This is a genomic window from Streptomyces cathayae, from assembly GCF_029760955.1.
In the GTDB taxonomy this organism is placed as follows: Bacteria; Actinomycetota; Actinomycetes; order Streptomycetales; family Streptomycetaceae; genus Streptomyces; species Streptomyces cathayae.
In genome coordinates, this window is the sequence record NZ_CP121682.1 from 282,057 (window position 1) to 304,804 (window position 22,748).

Annotated in this window: 16 protein-coding genes; 6 read left to right on the forward strand and 10 right to left on the reverse strand. The window is 73.0% G+C overall.

Annotated elements, in window-relative coordinates:
- Positions 1-168: 168 nt before the first annotated feature.
- From PYS65_RS01345 to PYS65_RS01370, 5 genes are all read right to left on the reverse strand, one after another.
- Positions 169-972, reverse strand: coding sequence for a class I SAM-dependent methyltransferase (locus PYS65_RS01345; RefSeq protein ID WP_279331835.1), 804 nt, complete (start codon positions 970-972; stop codon positions 169-171).
- Entirely contained in the window at positions 959-1,243 is a 285-nt protein-coding gene (locus PYS65_RS35010; protein ID WP_387042477.1) for a hypothetical protein, read from the reverse strand. The genes PYS65_RS01345 and PYS65_RS35010 overlap by 14 nt, the downstream gene beginning before the upstream one ends.
- On the reverse strand, positions 1,240-2,307 hold the full coding sequence (locus PYS65_RS01355; protein WP_279331836.1) for a glucose-1-phosphate thymidylyltransferase: 1,068 nt from the start codon (positions 2,305-2,307) through the stop codon (positions 1,240-1,242). The genes PYS65_RS35010 and PYS65_RS01355 overlap by 4 nt, the downstream gene beginning before the upstream one ends.
- 215 nt (positions 2,308-2,522) lie before the next feature.
- Positions 2,523-4,973, reverse strand: coding sequence for a SpoIIE family protein phosphatase (locus PYS65_RS01360; protein ID WP_279331838.1), 2,451 nt, complete (start codon positions 4,971-4,973; stop codon positions 2,523-2,525).
- A gap of 422 nt (positions 4,974-5,395) precedes the next feature.
- Positions 5,396-6,769, reverse strand: coding sequence for a S1 family peptidase (locus PYS65_RS01370; RefSeq protein ID WP_279331839.1), 1,374 nt, complete (start codon positions 6,767-6,769; stop codon positions 5,396-5,398).
- A 637-nt stretch (positions 6,770-7,406) separates the two neighbouring features.
- Here PYS65_RS01370 and PYS65_RS01375 point away from each other — a divergent pair.
- The 4 genes from PYS65_RS01375 to PYS65_RS01390 all read left to right on the forward strand — a co-directional run bounded on the left by PYS65_RS01375 (position 7,407) and on the right by PYS65_RS01390 (position 13,672).
- The gene (locus tag PYS65_RS01375; protein WP_279331840.1) at positions 7,407-7,622 is read left to right on the forward strand and encodes a type A2 lantipeptide; all 216 of its coding nucleotides are present in this window, start codon (positions 7,407-7,409) and stop codon (positions 7,620-7,622) included.
- A 188-nt stretch (positions 7,623-7,810) separates the two neighbouring features.
- Entirely contained in the window at positions 7,811-8,617 is an 807-nt protein-coding gene (locus PYS65_RS01380) for an HlyD family efflux transporter periplasmic adaptor subunit (RefSeq protein ID WP_279331841.1), read from the forward strand.
- Positions 8,614-10,836: an NHLP family bacteriocin export ABC transporter peptidase/permease/ATPase subunit gene (locus tag PYS65_RS01385; protein ID WP_279331842.1), complete on the forward strand. Its 2,223-nt coding sequence runs from the start codon at positions 8,614-8,616 to the stop codon at positions 10,834-10,836. Before PYS65_RS01380 ends, PYS65_RS01385 begins: the two co-directional genes overlap by 4 nt.
- Before the next feature lies 1 nt (position 10,837).
- The gene (locus PYS65_RS01390) at positions 10,838-13,672 is read left to right on the forward strand and encodes an NHLP bacteriocin export ABC transporter permease/ATPase subunit (protein WP_279331843.1); all 2,835 of its coding nucleotides are present in this window, start codon (positions 10,838-10,840) and stop codon (positions 13,670-13,672) included.
- Positions 13,673-13,817: 145 nt separating this feature from the next.
- Here the strand turns inward: PYS65_RS01390 and PYS65_RS01395 are convergent, their stop codons facing one another.
- The 4 genes from PYS65_RS01395 to PYS65_RS01410 form a co-directional block, all read right to left on the reverse strand.
- On the reverse strand, positions 13,818-14,252 hold the full coding sequence (locus PYS65_RS01395; RefSeq protein ID WP_279331844.1) for a subtilase-type protease inhibitor: 435 nt from the start codon (positions 14,250-14,252) through the stop codon (positions 13,818-13,820).
- A 385-nt stretch (positions 14,253-14,637) separates the two neighbouring features.
- Positions 14,638-16,215: an RICIN domain-containing protein gene (locus tag PYS65_RS01400; protein WP_279331845.1), complete on the reverse strand. Its 1,578-nt coding sequence runs from the start codon at positions 16,213-16,215 to the stop codon at positions 14,638-14,640.
- A 351-nt stretch (positions 16,216-16,566) separates the two neighbouring features.
- Complete coding sequence (locus tag PYS65_RS01405) at positions 16,567-16,944, reverse strand: toxin Doc (RefSeq protein ID WP_109378657.1); 378 nt, start codon at positions 16,942-16,944, stop codon at positions 16,567-16,569.
- A 3-nt stretch (positions 16,945-16,947) separates the two neighbouring features.
- Positions 16,948-17,193, reverse strand: coding sequence for a hypothetical protein (locus PYS65_RS01410; RefSeq protein ID WP_279331846.1), 246 nt, complete (start codon positions 17,191-17,193; stop codon positions 16,948-16,950).
- A 313-nt stretch (positions 17,194-17,506) separates the two neighbouring features.
- On the opposite strand from PYS65_RS01410, the gene PYS65_RS01415 reads away from it, so the two are divergent.
- Both PYS65_RS01415 and PYS65_RS01420 read left to right on the forward strand, forming a co-directional pair.
- Positions 17,507-19,933: a SpoIIE family protein phosphatase gene (locus PYS65_RS01415; protein WP_279331847.1), complete on the forward strand. Its 2,427-nt coding sequence runs from the start codon at positions 17,507-17,509 to the stop codon at positions 19,931-19,933.
- Positions 19,930-20,544, forward strand: coding sequence for a DUF4232 domain-containing protein (locus PYS65_RS01420; RefSeq protein WP_279331848.1), 615 nt, complete (start codon positions 19,930-19,932; stop codon positions 20,542-20,544). Before PYS65_RS01415 ends, PYS65_RS01420 begins: the two co-directional genes overlap by 4 nt.
- A gap of 33 nt (positions 20,545-20,577) precedes the next feature.
- Here PYS65_RS01420 and PYS65_RS01425 read toward each other — a convergent pair whose 3' ends face one another.
- On the reverse strand, positions 20,578-22,413 hold the full coding sequence (locus PYS65_RS01425; RefSeq protein WP_279331850.1) for an RICIN domain-containing protein: 1,836 nt from the start codon (positions 22,411-22,413) through the stop codon (positions 20,578-20,580).
- Positions 22,414-22,748 lie beyond the last annotated feature (335 nt).

The window sequence follows — 22,748 nt, forward strand, 5'->3', positions numbered from 1 at the left end:
GGGCCTCCGCCGGCCCCGGCGCCGGGCGGCGCCCGGCCGGAGGGCCTCACCCCGGGCTGTCGTCCGAGGAGGAGCAGGCGTCCCGGCGGGCCGATGCGTTCCGCCTCGGCCCGCAGGCCTCGTACGAGGCCTGCCGCGCACGCTGCGAAGAGCCGCGCGGCAGGGGACTCAGCGGCTGACGCCGACCTGGTCGAGCGCGCGGCGCAGGGGCTCCCAGCCCAGGCGCCGCGACAGGCCGCGGTTGCGGGCCTGGACGAGCGGGCGCCAGAAGCCGGCCTCGATCAGCGCCTCGGGCGGCACCGCGCCGGCCCGCTCCAGGATCGTCTCGGGGACCTTCTGCGGGTCGGGCACCTTGTACTCGGCCATGATCTCGTCGTACTTGTCGTGCAGCACGGTGTTGTCCGGGTCGGCGCCGAAGATCACGAGCTGGCCGGTGGGCTGGGTGTCGACCAGGACGGTGACCAGGTCGGGACGGTAACGCGTCAGCACCTCGGTGATCTTGTAGACGTCACCGGTCCAGGCCGTGGTGTGCCGGTCCCGGGCCGCTTCGTCGACGCTGCGCGGCAGCATGTCGTCGAGGACGATCACGCTGGCCCAGTCGGAGTGCTTCTCGACGTTCATGAAGTCGCGCAGGGCATACTCGAACAGGTGCATGCCGTCGATGAACGACAGGTCGAGCGTGGTGCGCCGCCAGTGTCCGAGGGGGCTGCGGCCGCGGCGGAGGTTGCGCAGCGGGTGGCGGCCGCCCTTGAGGTGGGCCAGCGGGTTGTCACGGGCGAAGAAGTCGTCGCTGGTGGCCTTCACCAGGTGGACGTCGCACTTCAGCTCCGAGACGACTTTGAAGGCGGGGTCGACCGCGATGCTGGGGACGCGGGACAGGCGCAGGCTGCGGCCGTCGTTGACGCCGATCTCCAGGTAGTTGCGGTTGGCGCAGGCCTTGTGCAGTTCCCGCAGGAACTCATGGCGTTTCACGAAGGGGACTCTCCTTGCGGATGCGGGGCGGTGCTTCGTGCAGGGCGACACGCCGGTCGCGCGGTGCCGGCGGACCGATGTCCTGTCGGCGGCCGTGGGCGAGGGCGCTGTACGCGGGGCGCGGGGCGGTCGGGTGGTCCTCGGGAGAGGGGGTGGCGCGGTCGTCGCGCGGCACGGTGCTCCTCGGGGCGTCGGGCGCGTCGGCGGCGAGCCGCGTACGGACGGAGCGGGAGCCGCTGAAACCGGCGGCTCCGGTCCCGAGGAGGTTCATGAATGGATCTGCACCTTGCTGTGGTCTCCGAGGACGAGCCGGTGGGCGCTGGGGACGCTGGGGGCCGGGGTCACCTCGACATGACGGCCGATCAGTGAGGACTCGATACGGCGGACGCCCTCGATCGAGGAGTCCCGCAGCACGATGGAGAACTCGAGTTCGCTGTCGGTGATCCGGCAGTTCTCCGCGACGGAGGTGAACGGTCCGACGTAGGAGTCGCTGACGACGGTGCCGGCGCCGATGACGGCGGGGCCGACGACGCGCGAGTTACTGATCCGGGCCCCCGCCTCCACCACCACCCGGCCGATGGTCTCGGAAGCGGTGTCCACGTCGCCGTCGATCCGGCGCTCGATCCCTTCGAGGACGGACCGGTTGACCTCCAGCATGTCGACGACGTTGCCGGTGTCCTTCCAGTAGCCCTGGATGACGGTGCAGCGCACCTCGGCACGGGAGTCGATCAGATGCTGGATGGCGTGGGTGATCTCGAGTTCGCCGCGCCAGGACGGCTGGACGGCGCGCACCGCGTCGTGGACGGCGGGCGTGAACAGATAGACGCCGACGAGGGCGAGGTCGCTCTTGGGGCGCTCGGGTTTCTCCTCCAGGCCGATCACCTGCCCGTCCGCGTCGAGTTCGGCGACACCGAAGGAGCGCGGGTCGGCGACCCGGGTGAGCAGGATCTGCGCGTCGGGCCGGTGTCTGCGGAACTCCTCGACGAGGCCGGTGATGCCGCCGACGATGAAGTTGTCGCCGAGGTACATCACGAAGTCGTCGTCGCCGAGCCAGTCACGGGCGATCAGCACGGCGTGCGCCAGCCCCAGCGGCTGCTCCTGGGGGATGTAGGTGATCTGCAGGCCGAACTTCGATCCGTCGCCCACCGCGTTCTCGATCTCGGCGGCCGTGTCACCGACGATCATCCCGACCTCGGTGATACCCGCGTCCGCGATCGATTCCAACCCGTAGAAGAGCACGGGTTTGTTGGCCACGGGCACCAGTTGCTTGGCCGAGGTGTGGGTGATCGGTCTCAGTCGGGTTCCGGCGCCGCCGGAGAGCACGAGAGCCTTCATCTGACTCACCTTAGTGGTGCGCGGCGAATGCAACGTCACTTCTTTTAACGGTTCATTACGAGATCCCCGACGAGAGCCGTCCGGTCGTCGTGGTCCCGGACTGTGGTCCCGGCCCGCGGCGGTGGACGCGGGACCGGGTCGCGCCCGTCGGCCGGATCACTCGAAGGGATGACCCGGGCGCCGGGCCGTGGTCGGCGGCCGGCGCCATCACGCACTCACCGGCGCAGGACGAGTTCCGCCCACACCTGTTTGCCGCCGCTGACCGGGAGCGACCCCCAGGCCGCCGACACCGCCTCGACGAGCAGGATGCCGCGGCCGCCGGTGGCCTCCCAGCCGATGCTGCTCGGCTTGACGGGACTGCGCGGCGAGGCGTCGGCGACCGCGAGGCGGAGCCGGTCGCCGGCGAGGGTGAGGTCGAGACGGACCTGTCCCTCGGTGTGCACGAGGGCGTTCGTGACCAGTTCGGAGACGATGAGCAGGGCGGCGTCGAGGTCCTCGGCCACGCCCCAGGAGCGCAGGGTGCGCCGGGTGAAGCGGCGGGCGTGGCCCACCGCCTGGGGCACCCGCCACACCGTCCAGCTCTCCCGCAGCGGACGCAGGGCCATGCCGTCGTAGCGCATCAGCAGCAGGGCGACGTCGTCGCTGCGCGCGGCCTTGCCGAGCAGGGTGTCGGCGACGAGCCCGAGGTGGGCCGGGTCGGCGGCGGCGAGCCGGCGGGCGAAGTCGTCCATGCCCTCGTCGATGTCGGCCTCGTGGGACTCGACCAGGCCGTCCGTGGTGAGGGCGACGGTCGTACCGGGCTGGAGCCGGAGCGGGCTCATGGGGAAGTCGGCCTGTGTCATGATGCCGAGCGGTGGGCCGCCCTCCGCCTCCGCGATCTCGGTGCGGCCGTCCGGGTGCCGCAGCACCGGCGGCAGGTGCCCGGCGCGTACGCACCAGGCGGAGCTCTGCTCCAGGTCGACGTCGACATAGCAACAGGTTGCGAAGAGGTCGCTCTCCATGTCGATGAGCAGCCGGTTGGCGCGCGACACCACCACGTCGGGCGCGTGCCCCTCGACGGCGTAGGCGCGCAGCGCGGTGCGCAGCTGTCCCATGAGGGCGGCGGCGCCCGCGCTGTGCCCCTGGACGTCGCCGATGACGAGGGCGACGTGGTGGTCGGGCAGCGGGATCACGTCGTACCAGTCGCCGCCGAGTTCCAGGCCGACCGTGCTGGGCAGATAGCGGGCGACGGCGACCGCGCCGGGCAGCCGGGGCAGCCGGCGCGGCAGCAGCTGGCGCTGGAGCATGCCGACCAGTTCGTGCTCGGCGTCGAAGGCACGGGCCCGCATCAGGGCCTGTCCGGCGAGGCCGGCGGCGGCCGTGAGCAGGGCGCGTTCGTCGGCTCCGAAGTCGTGCGGGGTGTCCCAGCCGATGAGGCAGGCGCCGGCCATCCGGTTGCCGGCGGGCAGCGGCAGCGCGGCGAGGCCGCCGGGTCCGACCTCGGCGAGGGAGGTCTCCAGCGGGCTGCCCGCGGGCCAGATCCGGGGCCGGCCCTCGCGCAGCACGGCGGCGAGGGTGGGCATGGTGCGCACCGGCGCCTCGGGCCATTCGGCGCGCCACTCCGCGCGCCACAGATCCGGCCAGGCGTCCGGTTCCGGCGGGTCGAGGACGGTGACGACGAGCCGGTCGCTCTCCAGTTCGGCGACCGCGATCCGGTCGGCTCTGAGCGGCCCGCGCAGGGCGGCGACCACAGCCCTGCCGACATCGCGGACGGTGACCGCGATGTCGAGTGCGGCGGCGAGGCGCTGCACCCGGGCCACGTCGGTGACGTCGGAGCGCAGCGTGGACGCGTCGGCGACGGAGCCCACGAGACGGGCCGGGCGGCCCTCTTTGCCCTGGAGCAGCCGGCCGCGCAGCCGGAGCCACTTCGGCGGGCCGGCGGGCTGCAGCACCCGGAACTCCAGCTCGCGCTCGCCGACGGTCAGGTGGTCGGCCTCGACCACCGACATCACGGAGGGCAGGTCCTCCGGCACGGTCAGCCCCATCAGGGTCTCCACCCGGCCGTCGAAGTCGTCCGGACCGAGACCGAACAGGTCCAGGACGTCGTCGGCCAGCCGGACCCGTCCGGTGTCCATGGCGAGGCTGAAGGCGCCCGGCGACAGCTCGCCGCCGTCGTCGGCGGCCGGCGGCCGGGGAAAGGCGACCGCGTCGGCGACGAGCCCCAGGCAGACCCTGTCCTCGGGGGCGAAGCCGCCGGGGCGCTCGCTGACGGCGAGCAGGCAGCCTCCGGGATCGTGGCGCACGGGCAGGGCGGCGAGGGAGAAGTCGCGAGCGGGTACGCGCCGCGCCTGGGCCTGGGCGGCGAGCTCCGCCGGTCCGAGCCACACCGGCCGGCCGCCGCGTACGGCCTCGGCGGCCGGGGAGTGCCCGGCGACGGAGTAGCTGTCGCGCACCCCGCACAGGGCCTGCGGGATCCCGGCCGACTCGACCAGGAGCAGCTGCTCGCTCTCCGCACTGGACGTGTACACGGCGACGAGCGCGGCGCCGGCGAAGACGAGGGCCTGTTCCAGGACCCGGCGCAACCGGTCCGGTGTCTCCGGTTCGGCGGTGATCGCCGTCAGGGCGGCTTCCGCTCGCAGCGCTCTCGTGCTGCGTCCCGCAGCGCCCTCACCGACCACGTTGGCCATTACAGCGCTTGTACGAGCCCCGCGCAGCCCCTGCGGCACCCCGTCGCGTTCCGGCGGTCCGGCCGGACACCGCCCGGGAGGGGCCCGCGGGGCGCCGCCGGAGCGGGCCGTCCGCCGCCGTTGCCGTCGCCGGGGAGGCCGTACGGCCGGGCGCGGGTGCGGGATCCGGCCGGTGGTCCGCTGCTGGGCATCGACGGTCCGGCGGCGTGTCCGACGACCGAGGTGGGCCCCTCCCCCGGGTTGCTCCTCGCCCTCCGCACCGACGGACCCGGGAGTCGCCCGGTACCGGCTGCGAGGACGCGCCGACCGGTCCGTGCCGCCGCCCCGGACCCCGGCGCAATCGCGTGGCGGGGTCCGGGGCGGCGGCCCACCACGGACGCTCCACCCGGTGCGGTCGGGCAGGCCCCGGTCGGTGGGTCCGGTCAGTGGGTCCCGGTCTGACCGGCGCCGTCCTCCGCATCCCGGCCGGCCCCGTAGCCGGCCCCGTGGCCGGTCCTCTGTCCGGCTCCGTCACCGGCTCCCTGTCCGGCGTCCTGACCCGCTCCGTCACCGGCTGCTCCCTGGCCGGCATCCTCACCACCGACCTCACCGCCACCGGCGTCCTCACCACCGACCTCACCGCCACCGGCGTCCTCGCCGCCCGCCTGGGCGCCGACACCGGCGCCCGCGCCGCCCTCGCCGAGGGTCGCGCCGACCGCGGCCAGGGCAGTGGTGACCGGCTGGAAGAACGTCTCGCCGCCGACGGTGCAGTCGCCGCTGCCGCCCGAGGTCAGGCCGATCGCGAGGCCGTCCTGGGTGAACATCGAGCCGCCGCTGTCACCGGGCTCGGCGCAGACGTCGGTCTGGATGAGACCGGTGACCGTGCCCTCCGGGTAGTTCACCGTGGCGTTGAGACCGAGCACCTGGCCGTCGGCGAGCCCGGTGGTGCTGCCCATCCGGAACACCTCCTGGCCGACGGTGGCCTCGGCGGCCTCGGTGATCTGCACCGTCTGGCCGCCCACGTCGACGTCGCTCGGCGCCTGCGTGTTCGGGTCGTCGTACGTGGCGAGCGCGAAGTCGCCCTCGCCGGGGAAGACGGCCTGGTCGATGGTGGCGATCGGGGCGCCGCCCTGCTGGTCGGACCACTGCCGTCCGCCGAGCGCGCAGTGACCGGCCGTCAGGAAGGCGGGGGTGCCGTCGCCCGCGGTGACGTTGAAGCCGAGGGAGCAGCGGGAGTTGGCGGCGAAGATGGCGTCCCCGCCCGAGGCGAACGTCCTGAACGTGCCCGCGGACTTCTTGATGGTCGCCATGCCGGAGCCGAGGTCCCGCACGGTGGACTCCAGTCTGTCCCACTTCTTGCCGGTCACCGTGGAGTCGGCGGTGACCAGGATCTTGTTGGTGCGCGGGTCGACGGCCCACGAGGTGCCGGGGATGGTCGCCTCGCTCTTCAGCGTCTGCGCGCCGGCCTCCAGCTCGGTCATGCTGTTGTCGACCTCACGGACGGTCGCGCCCGCCCTCTTCGCCTGCACGATCACGTTGTTGTCGTCGCCGGGCACGACGTTGACGACGAGCTGCTGCTTGCCCCCGTCGTAGTAGGAACCGGCGAACGCGTCGCCGAGGAGCCCGGCGAGCTGCGAGGAGAGGTCCGAGGCGTCCGTGGCCTGCAGTGTCTTCGGCGGCGCCGCCGCCGCAGCGCCGTCCGTCGCGCCGTCCTGTGACGCGTTGGCGTTGGGGAGCAGGATCGCGGCGGCGCCGAGCGCCACCACGCCGCCCACCGCTATCGCGGCCTTGCGCTTCGGAATTCGCTTGTGACTCAAACTTCTCGACCTCCTGGGGGGACCGGAGTCGTGCCGCCGTCCGGCGGCTGTCGGCGCCTGGATGGCTGTTGGTACGCACGGGTCCGGCGGGGCGTTCAAATCCTTTTGCCAAGAGCGGGTTCACGCCGCGGAATCGGCCAACTCATGTGCTCTGCCGACCGTTTGTGCAGCCATCCGAGAGCAGTACGCACCGTGACCGAGCGCGCACCCTCCGTCGAGGACGGTGGGCGGAATCCCGGCTTCAGCGAATCTGCACATCCACCGCCCAACGCGGTCACCGGAGCCGGAGGCCGTCCACGGGCCGGCTGTCCCCCTCGCACCTTTGGGACCGGTGTGCCGGATTCCGGTTCGAGGGGCGCAAGCAGCGGGACGGGGCGATGCCGTGAGCCATGTGAAGAAGTCACCACCGGGCCGTGCCCTTCTCTGCACTCTTGGACGCCACAAAGCCGCAAGTTCGCTGGTGGGAGGTTTGTTTGAGTGGAAGCCCGGAGCCGGGGCGTGCTTTGATCCATCGCACCGCAAGGCCGTTCCGGGCATCCGGCGCCGGGGTCCGGCGCTCGCGGTCGCGGCCTTCCTCTGTCCCCGGAGGGGGCCGCTCTCCCTCTTATGTCATTTCCACACGAAGGGAAGTTCCCTCATGAGCTCCACCCCCCAGGTCGAGACCACCGAGATCTCCGACGCCGAGCTGGACAACGTCTCCGGCGGCCTGTCCGTGAACGCCGTGAACACCGTCACGGGCGCGGTGGACGGCATCGCCCCGGTCTCCGGCCTGGCCGACACGGCCGTCGGCACCGTCGAGGGTGTCACCGGTCTGAACTCCGCCCCGGTCATGAACCTGGTCGCCGGTCTCTGATCGCGCCCTTGTGCCACTGAGTCCCGGAGCCTCCCCCCGGCTCCGGGGCTCAGCATCGCTCCAGGTCCCGTCGCCCGGCGGACGGGATGTCACGACAGGCCCCGGCGCCCCCGGCCGGCCGCCCCGCCGGCTCGGCCGAGCCGTACCCCGCCGTCCTTCGCAGAGTTCACGCAGGTGAGGGAAGTACCGTGCAGTTCCGCCAACAGGCCCTCGCCAAGCTCCAGTCACCCGAGGAACTCGATCTCCCGGTGCGCTTCGCCCGGCCGCAGGGCTGGCTGGTCCTCTCCGTGACCGTGGTCGCCATGGCGGCCGCCTCCGTGTGGGCGGTGACCGGGTCCGTGACCTCCACGGTGGCCGCGCCCGCCGTCCTGACGCACGGGCAGGGCAGTTACGTCCTGCAGAGCCCTCTCGCCGGGCAGGTCACCGCGGTCCTCGCGCAGCAGGGCGAGCGGCTGCCCGCGAACTCCCCCCTCCTGAAGGTCCGTACCGAGCAGGGCGACGCCGTCGTCCGCACCCTGGACGCGGGCCGGATCACCACACTCGCCGCCGACGTCGGGCAGATCATCACCACCGGCGCGAACGTCGCCGCCGTGGAGAAGGTCACCGGCGCCGACGACCCGCTGTACGCAACCGTCTACGTCCCCGCCGAGAGCGCCGCCGGTATTCCCGTGCGCGCCGCGGTCGACCTCACCGTGCAGTCGGTGCCGAGCCAGGAGTACGGCGTGCTGCGCGGCGAGGTGAAGTCGGTGGACCGCTCCGCTCAGTCCGCCCAGCAGATCACCGCGTTCCTCGGGGACAGCCAGCTGGGCGAGCAGTTCACGAAGAAGGGCAGGCCGGTGGCCGTCACGGTCGAACTGGTGAAGTCGTCCGCCACGAAGAGCGGTTACCGGTGGTCCTCCGCCCAGGGGCCGCCGTTCCCCCTGACCTCGATGACCCTGGCCTCGGGCTCCGTCCGGCTGTCCGACGAACGTCCCGTCGACTGGCTGCTGCCGTGACCACCGCACAGGAGACCCGCGGCCGGCGCCGTGCCGCCCCGCCCAGGCGCAAGGTGCCCAAGGCGCGCGGGAAGACCGTCCGTACGCCCACCGTGCTCCAGATGGAGGCCGTGGAGTGCGGCGCCGCCTCCCTGGCGATGGTGCTCGGCCACCACGGCCGCCATGTCCCGCTGGAGGAACTGCGGATCGCCTGCGGTGTCTCCAGGGACGGCTCGCGCGCCAGCAACCTGCTGAAGGCTGCCCGTGGTTACGGGCTGACCGCCAAGGGCATGCAGATGGATCTGGCCGCCCTCGCCGAGGTGACGGCGCCGGCCATCCTGTTCTGGGAGTTCAACCACTACGTCGTCTACGACGGCATGGGCCGCCGGTTCGGCCGTCGCGGGGTGTTCGTCAACGACCCCGGCAAGGGCCGCCGTTTCGTGCCGCTGGAGGAGTTCGACGGCAGTTTCACCGGTGTCGTCCTGACCCTGGAACCCGGGCCGGACTTCACCCGGGGCGGTCGCAGGCCGGGCGTCCTCGGCGCGATGCCGGCCCGGCTGCGCGGCACGGCGGGGACGATGCCCGCCGTGGTGCTGTCGAGCCTGCTGCTGGTGGCGGTCGGCGCGGCGGTGCCCGGGCTCAGCCGTACCTTCATCGACGAGTTCCTGATCGGCGGCCGGACGTCGATGCTGGGCGTGCTGTTCACGTCGATGGGCGCCTGTGTCCTGCTCACCCTGGTGCTGACCTGGCTCCAGCAGGCCAACCTGCTGCGCGGGCGGCTCGTCTCCTCCACGCTGTCCAGCGCCCGCTTCCTGCGGCATCTGCTGCGGCTGCCGGTGACGTTCTTCTCCCAGCGCAGCCCGGCGGACCTGGTGCAGCGCCTGCAGTCCAACGACGCCGTGGCCGAGACGCTGTCCCGGGACCTGTCGGCGGCGGGCGTGGACGCCGTCGTCGTCGTGCTGTACGCGGTGCTGCTGTACACCTACGACCCGCAGCTCACCTTCGTCGGGATCGGGGTGGCGCTGCTCAACGTCCTGGCGATGCGGATCGTCATCCGGCTGCGCGCGACCCGTACGGCGAAACTGCGCGCGGACACCGCACGCCTCACCAACACGGCGTACACCGGTCTGCAGCTGATCGAGACGATGAAGGCGACCGGCGGCGAGGACGGCTACTTCCGCAAGTGGGCCGGGCAGCACGCGACCACGCTGGAGGAGCAGCAGCGGCTCGGGGTGCCGAGTGCCTGGCTCGGCGTGGTCGCGCCGACGCTCGCCACGCTCAACAGCGCGCTGATCCTGTGGATCGGCGGTATGCGCGCGGTCGAGGGGTACATCTCGGTCGGTCTGCTGGTCGCCTTCCAGGCGCTGGTCACCCGGTTCACCGCGCCGCTGACCCGGCTCAACGGCGTCGCGGGCCGGATCCAGGACTTCGCGGCGGACGTGGCCCGGCTGAAGGACGTGGAGAACTTCCGGGCCGACCCGCTCTACGGCCGCCCCGGCGCCGGGGAGTCCACGCGCCGGCTGCACGGCCATGTCGAGCTGCAGAACCTCACCTTCGGCTACAACCCTTTGGACAAACCGCTGTTGACCGGCTTCGACCTGACCGTCGGGCCGGGGCAGCAGGTGGCGCTGGTCGGTGGCTCCGGCAGCGGCAAGTCCACGGTGTCCCGGCTGCTCTCGGGCCTGTACACGCCGTGGGAGGGCGTGATCCGGATCGACGGGCAGCGCATCGAGGACATCGCGCGCGGGGCGCTGGCGGCGTCCGTCTCCTTCGTCGACCAGGAGGTGTTCCTCTTCGAGGGCACCGTCCGCGACAACGTGGCGCTGTGGGACCCGTCGATCCCGGACGAGGCGGTCGAGGAGGCGCTCCGGGACGCGGCCCTGTACGACGTGATCGCGCGTCGGCCGGGCGGCATCCGCAGCCGGGTCGAGCAGGACGGCCGGAACTTCTCCGGCGGGCAGCGCCAGCGCCTGGAGATCGCACGGGCGCTGGTGCGGCGGCCGAGCATCCTGGTGCTGGACGAGGTGACCAGCGCGCTGGACGCCGAGACCGAGCTGGTCGTGATGGACAACCTGCGCCGACGCGGCTGTGCCTGTGTGGTGATCGCGCACCGGTTGAGCACGGTCCGGGACAGCGACGAGATCGTCGTCCTCGACCACGGCACGGTCGTGGAGCGCGGCCGGCACGAGGAACTGGTGGCGCGCGGGGGCGCGTACGCCGCGCTGGTCAGGGAGCGGTGAGATGACGACGACCGTGCAGGAGCAGGAGGGACCCGGGGGCGACCTCGTGCTGGGTGCGCTCGGCTCGCTGGGGACGCGGACGGACTGCGCCGGGTTCAGCCGGCTGGATCTGGCGGGGCCGCAGACACTGTGGCTGATCGCGTCCGGCGCGGTGGACCTGTTCGCCGTCGACGCCGAGGAGCGGGGCCACTGGCACCACCTGGGCCGGCTGGAGGCGGGCTCGCTGCTGCTCGGCCCCGGCGCGGGACCGCGGCACACCCTGGTGGCCCGGCCGCTGCGGGACTGTGTGGTGCACCGTATCGGCCTGCGCGAGCTGTACCGGGCGGCGGACACCCAGACCTGGTCGTACGACGAGTACGGCGATCCGCAGTACGTCCCGCCGGCCACGAGCCCGCTGGAGTACGCTCTCGCCCTCGGTGTGGGCCGCAGTCTGTCGGTGCTGTTCCAGGCGCCGATGGCCACCGAGCGGGCCGCCGCGCCCAGCGACGACGACGTGTTCTGGATGCAGGTGCCGCCGGGCAGCGTGCAGTACGGCTCGCTGTACGGCGCCGAGGCCGCGGCGGACCTGCTGATGGACCCGGCGCTGTGGCAGAGCCTGGTCGACCAGCAGTACCGGCTGATGACCACGCTGGACCGCTGGATCGAGCAGCTGGAGCACACCCACGAGACACGCACCGCCGAGGGCATCAAAGCCGGTGAGGCGGTTCGCGACCGGGCCGACCGGACGCTGCTCGCCGCCATCGGCAAGCGGTCGGCACTGGGGACGACCGCGGCCGACGCGGACGCCACGTACGCGGCCTGCGAGCTGGTCGCGCGGGCGGCCGGGATCGCGCTCGCCGGGCCGGCCCGCTCGGGCACCGGCGGCGATCGGCTCGATCCGGTCGAGCAGATCGCCGTCGCGTCCCGTCTGCGCACCCGTGCCGTACGGCTGGACGGCCGCTGGTGGCGGGACGACGTCGGCCCGCTGGTGGGTCACCGGGCGTTGTCCGGCGCGCCGGTGGCGCTGCTGTGGCGACGCGGCGGATATGTCGCGGTGCATCCCGCGACGGGGCGTGAGACACCGGTGGAGAAGGCGAACGCCGCGGAGTTCGAGCCGCAGGCGGTGATGTTCTACCGCCCGCTGCCCGAACGGCGGCTCAGCCCGCTCAGGTTGATGCGGTTCTGCATGTCGGGCACCCGCGGCGATCTGACGTGGCTGCTGCTCAGCGGTCTGGTCACGGTGGCGATCGGGGCACTGGTGCCGATCGCCACGGGCAAGGTGCTCGGCGAGTTCGTGCCGAAGGCGCAGACCGGGCTGATCGTGCAGGTGTGTCTCGCGGTGATCATCAGCAGTGTGGTGGCCGCCGCCTTCATGCTGCTGCAGAACCTCACCCTGCTGCGGCTGGAGGGCCGGGTGGAGGCCACGCTCCAGCCGGCCGTGTGGGACAGGCTGCTGCGGCTGCCGACGTCGTTCTTCACCGAGCGCTCGACCGGTGAGCTGGCGAGCGCGGCCATGGGCATCAGCGCGATCCGCCGGCTGCTGGCCGGGGTCGGGCCGACGGTGGCCCAGTCGGTCACCGTCGGCGCGATGAACCTGGGGCTGCTGCTGTGGTTCAGCGTGCCGATGGCGTTGGCCGCGATCGGGATGCTCGTCGTCATCGCCGCGGTGTTCACGGGGCTCGGACTGTGGCAGGTGCGGTGGCAGCGGCGTCTGGTGGTGCTCACCAACAAGCTGAACAACCAGGCCTTCCAGACACTGCGCGGACTGCCGAAGCTGCGGGTGGCGGCGGCGGAGAACTACGCGTACGGGGCGTGGGCGTCCGAGTTCGCCCGCAGCCGTGAGCTCCAGCAGAAGGCCGGCCGGATCAAGAACCTGACGGCGGTGCTGGGCGCGGTCTACCTGCCGCTGTGCACGCTGGCGATGTTCATGCTGCTGGCGGGCCCGGCGCGCGGCTCGATGACGGCGGCCGAGTTCCTCACCTTCAACGCGTCGGTGACGATGGTGCTGACCTCGGTCACCCAGCTGACCGGCGCGCTCGTCTCCGGGGTGGCCGCGCTGCCGCTGTTCGAGCAGATCCGGCCGGTGCTGGACGCGACGCCCGAGGTGCGGGCGGCGAGCACCCGGCCGGGCCCGCTGAGCGGGGCGCTCGAGGCACGGCGGGTGTCCTTCCGCTACTCGGACGACGGTCCGCTGGTCCTGGACGACGTCTCCTTCGAGGCGCGGCCGGGCGAGTTCGTGGCGGTGGTCGGTCCCAGCGGCTGCGGCAAGTCCACCCTGCTGCGGCTGCTCATCGGCTTCGACCGGCCGCTGTCGGGCAGTGTGCTGTACGACGGTCAGGACCTGGCCGCACTCGACCGGTCGGCGGTGCGCCGGCAGTGCGGTGTGGTGCTCCAGCACGCCCAGCCGTTCACCGGTTCCCTCCTGGACGTCATCTGCGGCACCGAACCGTACACGCCCGAGGAGGCGATGGCGGCGGCCGAGATGGCGGGGCTCGCCGAGGACATCCGGCGGATGCCGATGGGGCTGCACACCATCGTCTCGGGCAGCGGCGCGGTCTCCGGTGGCCAGCGGCAGCGGCTGATGATCGCCCAGGCGCTGATCCGCCGGCCGCGCATCCTCTTCTTCGACGAGGCGACCAGCGCCCTGGACAACGAGACGCAGCGCACGGTGATCGAGAGCACCAAGGCGCTGCGGGCCACCCGGGTCGTCATCGCGCACCGCCTGTCGACGGTGCTGGACGCGGACCGGGTGGTGGTGATGGAGCACGGCAAGGTGGTCCAGCAGGGCCCGCCGGCCCATTTGCTCGCCGACCCGGCCGGGCGACTGCACGAACTGGTGCGGCGGCAGATGGCGTGACGCCGGCCGGCGAACGCCGGAGGCCGGCGGGCGGCCCCACTCCGCCCGCCGGCCTCCTTGTGCGAGACCGCACGTTCCGCGAGGAGGTCGGTACTCCCCAGTACCCCGACCGCCGCGCGGTCACGGGAACCGTGCGGTCCCGGTCTCAGAACGTGAGGACGCCCGAACCATGGGCGTTCATCACGCATTCGTTGGGAAAGGTGCGCTCGTAGGACACCCGTCGTCCCTGCCACACGCCGTCGACGGTGACCACGACCGGGTCGTACTGCCTGGTGCAGAACACTCCCTCCGCGGCGGTCAGCGCGCGCAGGTCCCCGCCCACCTCGGCCAGTTCCCCGCACGCCGCGGCCGCGGCCGGGTGGGTGCCCGATGCCTCGGGGGCACAGGTCAGGGTGACGGCGCGTTCCGGCGTGACGGCCGCCGCGCTCTCACCGCGCCCCAGGGTGAGCACGAGGGCCGACGGGGCGTAGAGCGCGGACGCGTCACCGCTCGGGGCGGCCGACGCGCCGTGGGACAGAGGTGCGCAGACGGCCGCGGCCGTCAGGGCGAGGGTGGCGGCCCAGCGCGCGGTGTTCCGCATGGTGTGCATCCTTCCGCTCGTTTCGACGAGGTGCCGGACCGTGCTCGGTGGTGCCGGCCCGGCGAGCGGGAGTCTGCCGAGTCCGCCGCGGAAACACACGTCGACCCCGCCGGTTTCGGTAACCTTGCGTATTGAATCAGTGGCGCGAAGTCACGGAAAGCGGAAGCGTGAACCCCGTCAGCACAGGGGCACCGCGTGTGCGAAGTGGCCAGATGGCCGAATCCCCGTCGTTCAGCAATAGGCCTGAAACATTCCGGTCCCGCTACCGGCCGACCGTTCCGCGACAGCTTGTGTTCATGATCCGTCCGCCGTCCGATCGTCGAGCCGGACCTCGCCCTTGCCCTGCCGGGGTGGTGAACTGCCCCGGCAGGACACACGGTTCACGTCAGGAGTCCTCGGCCGACTCCACCGGTTCGGTCACCCAGCGCTGGTCCTCGGCCCGGTCCCGCACCCTGACGACGACGTCGGCGTTCGCGTCGGGGCCGGCCGGGGCGAGCGCCAGCTGTTCGTCCCATCGGGGCAGCAACTCGCCCTGCACGGTGAGGTCGTAGCGCACGTCGTCGCCCCGGCCGTCGTGCTCCTCGGCGCAGGTGGCGAGGACGACGACGCCGGCGTCCTTGTGCGAGTCCAGGCACAGACCGGGGTCGGCCACGCTGCGCAGCAGTCCGTCGTCCTCGTAGGTCCACTGCTGGCTCCACCGCGAGGAGCACGGCGCCAGGCGGGTGCCGACGCCGTTCCGGGGCTCGCCCCGGGTGTCGAGGCACAGGCCGGAGGCGGCGTTGCGCAGGAGGGTCTGCTCCGGCCCCGTGGGCAGGCCGGCCACGCCCGGCGGGGACTCGGTCGGTACGACTCCTCCGCCGCCGGCCGCGCTGGTGGCGCCCGTCGGGCCGGCACCGCCGCCGGGGGTGGGGGGCCCCGCGATGAGCACACTCACCAGCACACCGGCCGAGACGGCTCCGAGGCCGGTGAGCAGGGTGCGGGTGGAGCGCACCGCGTCCGGGAGTCCCAGGCCGGCGAGGCGGGCGGGTGCGGGAATCCGGGACAGGAGACGGTGCCGGCTGCCGCCGCCCCGTCCGCCGCCGCCCCGGTGCCCGCGGCGGGCGGCGCGGCCGCCGCGCGGGCCCGGTGCCGCCCGGCCGGGGCGGGAGTCGAGGTAGCGGCGGGCGCCCCAGCCGAGGACCGCCTCGGCGAGGAGCGTGCCGAGAGCGCCCTCGAAGTGGCTCAGCTGCTCGGCGGCGTTCCGGCAGTGGCGGCAGTCCGTCAGGTGCCGCTGCACGTCGGGGAGCAGCGCCTTGCCCCGGCGGATGGGCACGTCGAGGAGACGGTTGTAGAACCGGCAGTCCTTCGTGGGCGCGAGTTCCTGATGGGCGCGGACGCAGCCCTGACGGAATGCGTCACGCGCCTGTTCGAGCGCACCCGACGCGATGTCGGGATCGATGCCGAGCAGAGCGGCCGGAACCGATACGGCTTCCGCCTCGACCTCCACGTGCCAGAGCACGCAGCGCGCGAGGGCGGGCAGGGAGCGGAAGGAACGCTGGGCGAGCGCGCGGTTGTCCGGCGTCATCGTCTTCGCCGCGCGCATGCCGCGTCCGCCCGCGGGTTTCTGCAGGTCGGGCAGAGCGTCCGCCGTGCGGTCGTCGGCGGCCCAGTCCCGGACCGTGTCCCGCACGGCCACCAGCAGCACCGGGCGCAGCGCGACGGCCGGTTCGCCGAGGGCGATCCGGTCCAGGACCCGGTGCTGTGCCGCCGCGGTGACCATGGCGGCCGTCGGCCCCGACGAGGCGAGGCAGACGGTCGCGTAGTCGTGCATGGACGTCCAGTGACGCGCCGTCAGCAGTGCCACGGACTGGGCGGCCTCGCTCTCCGGGCGGCCTCGCAGCCGCGTGGCGAGGGCCTCGTCGGACTCCCCCGGATTCCCGCCGGGAGGGGGATACGGTGACCGACGGGAATGAGGGGTGGGCACTGAGGTGGTTCCTTCCCACGCGCAGGTGACACAGAAGTTCTGACGCCCAGAAGGGAAGTCCACGAGTGGTCCATACCTCTTGGCGGCTTTGCGCGGGAGGTCGCGAATTCACCGACGGTGAAATCGGATCCGGTTCGTCAACGCGCGTGCGACCCCGGATTTTACCCCCTCGCGGGCGGCTCACTCTCGCACACCCGCACATGGCCAACAAGGCGCTCGGACCATCTTCGCCCGTTGACCGGAAGTCGACGTGAAAAGCCCGGCCTACGCTCTTACACCGGCTTTCCACCTGCACGTTTCCCCGGCGTTTCCCCCTGTGTTCTCCTCCGGTCCGCATTCCGGGCGGCGGTGTCAGATCTGCCAGGACCGCAGTCGGTCCGCCGCCGCGTAGACGTCCGCCGTACCGGACATCAGATCGCGGGCCAGGTCGACGATCGCGCCGTAGGGCGGGTCGATGCCCGCTCCGCTGACGAACATGTACGCCACGGCCGTCGCGCAGGCGAAGCGGGCGTTGGCCGACGGCAGTGGCCGGAGCAGGGCGAGGGTGTGCAGCAGGGCGGCGGCCCGCCAGGCCGGGTCCGAGTTCACGCCGAGGCGGGGCGGGTCGACGCGGTGCCGGGCGACGGCCGCGACCAGCGCCGAGAAGTCGTTGATGGTGGGCTGGTCCGGGAGGACCTCCTCGTGCCGCTGGAGCAGCCAGGGCACGTCGATGTGCAGGACGGGTCCCATCGCTCAGGCGGCCCGCCCCTCGTCCTTGGCGCGCGGTTCGTCGTCCGGGAAGGCGGCGGCGAATTCGTCGGCGTGGGAGGCGAAGAACCGACGGAACGCCTCCGCGCCCTCCTGCAGCGCCCGGTGGCGCGCTATGTCGGCCGCGGCAGCCTCGCGCACGAGCGCCTTCATCGATGTACCGCGCTCCTTGGCGATCTGCCGCAGGTCCTCGAGCTCACGGTCACTGAACTCCACATTGAGAGCAGGCATGCCCTCACGGTACCGCTCAGGTACTCGATCGTAAATACCAGCAGTTCAGAGCGGTGATGAACCGGTACCGACCGGGCAGGCGGGAGCGCACCGGAGGTGCTGGTACGCACAGCGGGACGGCACCTCGGCGCCGGTGCGGACACCGCGAGGAGGCGGTCCCCGGCGGCCGCCCGGGGCCGCACCCGCCACTACCGCCCCGGCCCCGCGCTTCCGGGCCGACCGGGGTACCGGGCCACGTCCGGCTCGGACGCACTAGGCTGGAACTCTGGCGGTCCACCAGTTCACGGTGAGTGTGCGCGATGGAGTGGCGACGATGAGGCCGGACGACCCGTTCGACGATCCGGTGACGGCCCGCGCCGTCATCGCCGCCGACGGCACCCTCGTGCGGTGGAACGAAGGTGCCCGGCTGCTGCTGGGCCACAGCGCCGAGGAGGTGGTCGGCCGCCCCGCGGCCGATCTGCTCGCCGCCGGCGCCGCACCGCCCCCAGCGCCGTCGGGCACACGCTGGAACGGCACGCTCGCGCTTCGGCACCAGAACGGCGGCACCGTCACCGTATGGGTGCTCGCCCACCGCGTCCGGCGGGAGGACGGCGGCACCGGCGACTGGCTGGCCGTCACACCGCTGGGGTCCGGGAAGACCGATCCGGCCGAGGATCCGCTGCTCCGGGCGGCCATGTACCAGTCCCCGTGCGCCACCGCGGTCTTCGACCGGGACCTGCGCCTGCGCGGCGTCAACGACGCGATGGCGGCCCTCCTCGGGCTGCCGGCCCACCAGCTGCGCGGGCTCAGGCCCACCGAGCTGGGCGGCCGGCCCCGGTACTTCGAGCTGGAGCGGCACATGAGCCAGGTGCTGCAAAGCGGCCGGGGCCACGACATGCAGACCCGCGCACGCCCTTCCGGGGCGGGTCGCACACAGGCCTGGCTGGCCCGGATCGCGCCGCTCACCGACGACGGCGGCCGGGTGGCCGGCGTCTGCGTGACGGCCCACGACTTCACCGAGCAGTACAGCTCGCGGGCACGGCTGCAGCTCGTCAACGAGGCCAGCATCCGCATCGGCACCACCCTCGACGTCACCCGGACGGCGCAGGAGCTGGCGGAGGTCTGTGTGCCGGCGCTCGCCGACTTCGTCAGCGTCGACCTGCTCGAGCAGAACGACCTGGGTACCGACGCCACCGATCCGCCGACCCTCCCGGTCGTGCTGCGCCGGGTGGCCCACCGGTCCCACGACCCGGGCGGTTTCGAGTCGATCGCCGACCCGGACGAGGTGATCGTCTACCCGGCCACCGCGCCCCAGGCCGATTCGCTGATCGCCGGTCACAGCGTCGTCGCCTCGGTGCCCTCGGGCGATCTCAATCCGTGGCTCGCGGCCGACGAGACCCGCGCCCGGCAGGTCCGGGAGCTCGGCGTCCACTCGATCCTGTCCGTCCCCCTCCAGGCCCGCGGTACCACTCTCGGCGTCGCGGTGTTCACCCGGTTCCGGCACCCCGAGTCCTTCACCCACGACGACGTGCTGCTGGCCGAGGAGGTCACGGCACGGGCCGCCGTCTGCATCGACAACGCCCGCCGCTACTCCCGTGAACGCGAGACCACCCGCACGCTCCGGCGCAGCCTGCTCCCCCGCGGCCTGCCCCGGACGGCCGCGGTGGACTCCGCCTCCCGGTATCTGCCGGCCGCGCGCTCCGGCGTGGGCGGCGACTGGTTCGACGTGATCCCGCTGTCCGGGATGCGGGTGGCCATCGTGGTGGGGGACGTCGCCGGCCGCGGCATCCAGGCCTCCGCGACGATGAGCCGGCTGCGTACGGCCGTCCGTACCCTCGCCGACATCGATCTGGCCCCCGACGAACTCCTCACCCACGTCGACGACCTGGTCCTGCACCTCGCCCACGAGTCGGCCGGCGACGGTGACGGCGGCCGTGGCGAGGCCGCCGACGGCGGTCACGGCGAGGTCGGCGCGACCTGCCTGTACGCGGTGTACGACCCGGTGTCCCGGCGCTGCACCCTGGCACGGGCGGGGCATCCGCCGCCCGTCCTGGTTCCGCCGGACGAGCCGGCCCGCGTGCTCGACCTGCCGTCCGGACCGCCGCTGGGCCTGGGCGGCCTGCCCTTCGAGTCCGTGGAGCTGGAGTTGTCCGAGGGCTCCGTGCTGGCGTTCTACACCGACGGGCTGACCGAAGGCCCGGCGGGCGCCCCGGAAGCCGGCCGTCCGGCGCTCACCGACGCCCTGGCGAACGCGGCCTCGGGGTCGCTCGACGAGGCCTGCGACCGTGTCCTGGGCACCCTGCTCGGTCCGGGCAGCAGGACGGAGGACGCGGCCCTGCTGCTGACCCGTACCCGCGGGCTGCCGTCCTCCCAGGTCGCCACCTGGGACATCCCGGCCGACCCGGCGCTGGTCTCACCGGTCCGCAAACAGGTCCTGGACCAGCTGGACGTCTGGTCCCTGGCCGAGGCGTCGTTCACCGCCGAGCTGGTGGTGAGCGAGCTGGTCACCAACGCGATCCGCTACGGAGCCCCGCCCATCCGGCTCCGGCTCATCTGCGACGCGGCGACGGCGACGCTGATCTGCGAGGTGTCCGACACCAGCCACACCGCCCCGCACCTGCGGCGCGCCAAGACCTGGGACGAGGGCGGACGGGGGCTGCTCCTGGTCGCCCAGCTCACCCAGCGGTGGGGCAGCAGGCACACCGCCGAGGGCAAGACCATCTGGGCCGAACTGGGACCGCTGGAGCAGGAGGAGCCGTGAACGCTTTCCACACCATCGGGGTCAGGGCCTTCGTGCGTCGGGCGGCTGTCCTCACGGGCACGCTGACGGTGCTCGGCGCGGTGGCGTCCTGCGGCACCGGCACCGCGGCCCCCGGGGTCACCACAGCCCCGGATGCCGGGGCCGCCTCCGCTTCTGTCGTCACTGCCTCCGCAAGGACTGCCGACCGCGCCACGGCCCGCTGCCACACCTCCGAGTTGCGCGCCCGGGTCGGTGGTGTGGATCCGGGCGCGGGTCAGCGCAACTTCCCCGTCGTACTGACCAACGTCTCCTCCCACGCCTGCACCCTGTACGGCCATCCCGGCGCCGCCTTCGTGGACGCGTCCGGCAGGCAGCTCGGCCCCGACCCGAAGCGCTCCCCCGGGGACGCCGTACGCGTCGCGCTGGAGCCCGGCGAGAGCGCGTGGGCGGGGCTGCGGTACTCCGCGCCCGGCATCAGCGGGGCGCGCACGGCCACCCCTGCGGCGCTGCTGGTGACCCCGCCGGACGAGCGGGACTCCCTGAAGGTGCCGTGGACGGCCGGTGCCGTGCCCATCGCCGGTGACTTCTCCGCGGTGTTCGTCACGGTACTGAGCGAGGGCACCGGCCCCTGACACGGGTGCGTGCGTCCGCCCGCGGCGGACGCCTCACCCGCGCGGTCCGCCGGCGTCCCGGTCGACGACCTTCTTCCGCGGGTCGAACTCCGAGGCGTGGATCGCCCAGCGCTGGGCGTCCGAATCGTCGCGGGTCTTGAGGACGAGGGCGCCCGAGCCGTCGGTCGCCGCGGGTGCCAGCCCCAGGTCCTGGCCGGAGCGGGGCACCAGGCTGCCCTGAACGGTGAAGTCGTAGCGCGCGCTGTCGGCGTCCGCCCGCGCCGGGCCCGCGCACCGGGCCAGCCGCACCGAGTAACCGAGACGGGAGTCGAGGCACAGGTCCGGTTCCGCGGCGTTGCGCAGCAGCCCGTCCGTCTCGTACGTCCACTGCTGGACCTTGCCCGCCGAGCAGGCGATGAGCTCGGTCTCGGCGCCCGCGACGGCCCGGTCGCCGACCACACCGACGCACAGGCCGGAGGCGGTGTTGTGCAGCCGGCCGCGCAGAGCGCCCTTCACCACCTCGCCGGAGCCGGGCCGCGAGGCGTCGCCGGGCGACGGGGTGCCCTCCTCGGCGCCGGGGGTTTCAAAGGGACGGCCGCCGCCCCGCGCGGCGGCGTCGGAGCCACCCGAGGTCCACAGCACCAGCGGAAGGACGATCAGCCCGCTGACCGTGAGGATGCCCGCGGCGAGGTTGCGCCGGCGCGCGGCCCGGCGGGCGGCCTTCCGGGCGACGCGGGAACCGGCGCGGAGCACGGCTCCGCGAGAACCGGTGCGGGGTGCCGCACGTCGCCCGGGGCGGGAAGCGGGGTGAGGGCCGGGGTGCGCGGCGGGAGACGGGGCGGTGTCCGGGACCGGGGGGACGGTGAGGACGGCGCGGGGCTCCTCGGCGGGAGGGGACGGGATCGGCGCCGGGCCGGTGAACGACTCGTCCGTCGTGTCCGAGGGCCCGCCCGCGGGGCGGGGGAAGGCCGTGTGGACGACGTCCTCGGGCGACGGCCGCTCCTCGTCCGCCGTACCGCCGCCCGTGAACCCGGCCGCCGGCTCGTCGGTGGCGTCGGCCGCCCGTGCCCGGCTCGCCACGTACTCCCGTGCGCTCCAGCCGAGGACCGCCTCCGCCAGGGCCGTGCCGAGTCCGGTGGTGAAGCAGGCGAGTTGGTCCGCGGCGTGCCGGCAGTGGACGCAGCCGTCCAGGTGTGTGCGCAGGTCCGGGTCGAGTTCGGTGCCCGCTCGCCGGTAGGTCACCTCGAGCAGCCGGAGATAGCGCCGGCACTCCTGGTCGGGGGCCAGTTCACCGTGGAGCTGGAGGACTTCGTCGCGCAACCGGTCCCGGGCCCGGCGCAGTTCGATGTGGGCGCCCTCCTCGTCCAGTGCGAGCAGCCCGGCAGGGACGTGGAGCGGTTCGCACTCGACCTCCACGTGCCACAGCAGACAGCGCGCCGACTGCGGCAGTCGCTGGAACGCCCCTGACAGCAGGCGCCGTTCGGGTAGCGGCAGCAGCCGGGCGGCCGGCCGCCGGTCGTCACCGGACTCGGCGGTGAGGTCGGGACGGAGCATGTCGCGCCGGTGGTCACCGATCCACTCGGCGGCGATCCTGCGGACCGTGAGCAGGAGTTGGGGCCGCCACGCGGAACCCGGCCCGTTGTGCTTCAGTGTCTCGCCGAAGAGCCGGGTGAACGCGGCGGTGGTGAGCATCCCGGCGGACCGCGGGCCGTCGGTGCACAGCCGGGCGTACCCGAAGACCGACTCCCAGTGCCGGTCGAGCAGTTCACCGGCGGGGTGCAGCGCCGGTGTGGCACCCGTCCACTTCCGCAACTCGGCGGCCAGCTGCTCGTCCGTCACCTCGGACGAATGGGCCGGAACCCGAAAATGCGACAGGCCGGTGTCCTTCACGGATGCAGTCCTCTCGAGGATGCGCGGAATAAAGTCCGTACCAGCGGGCCCGCAGCCTCACCGACGATACGACGGGAGCCCGTCCGTACGGGATTCGACATCTCGAACACCCGCCCGGAACAGCTCTTTTGGAGCCGATTGGCCTGCGGGGAGCAGCCACGCGCACGCCAGGACAAAAGATATTGTCCGCACGCCGGTACGCCCCACCTTTGCACAGGTCAACGAGCAGGAACAAGGGACCCCGCGGTTTCGCGCATTTCTCCTGCGGCCAAAGGTATTTGACAACGTGTCAATGGGATTCGCGGTACTTGATTTCACGCAACCGATCACCCGGT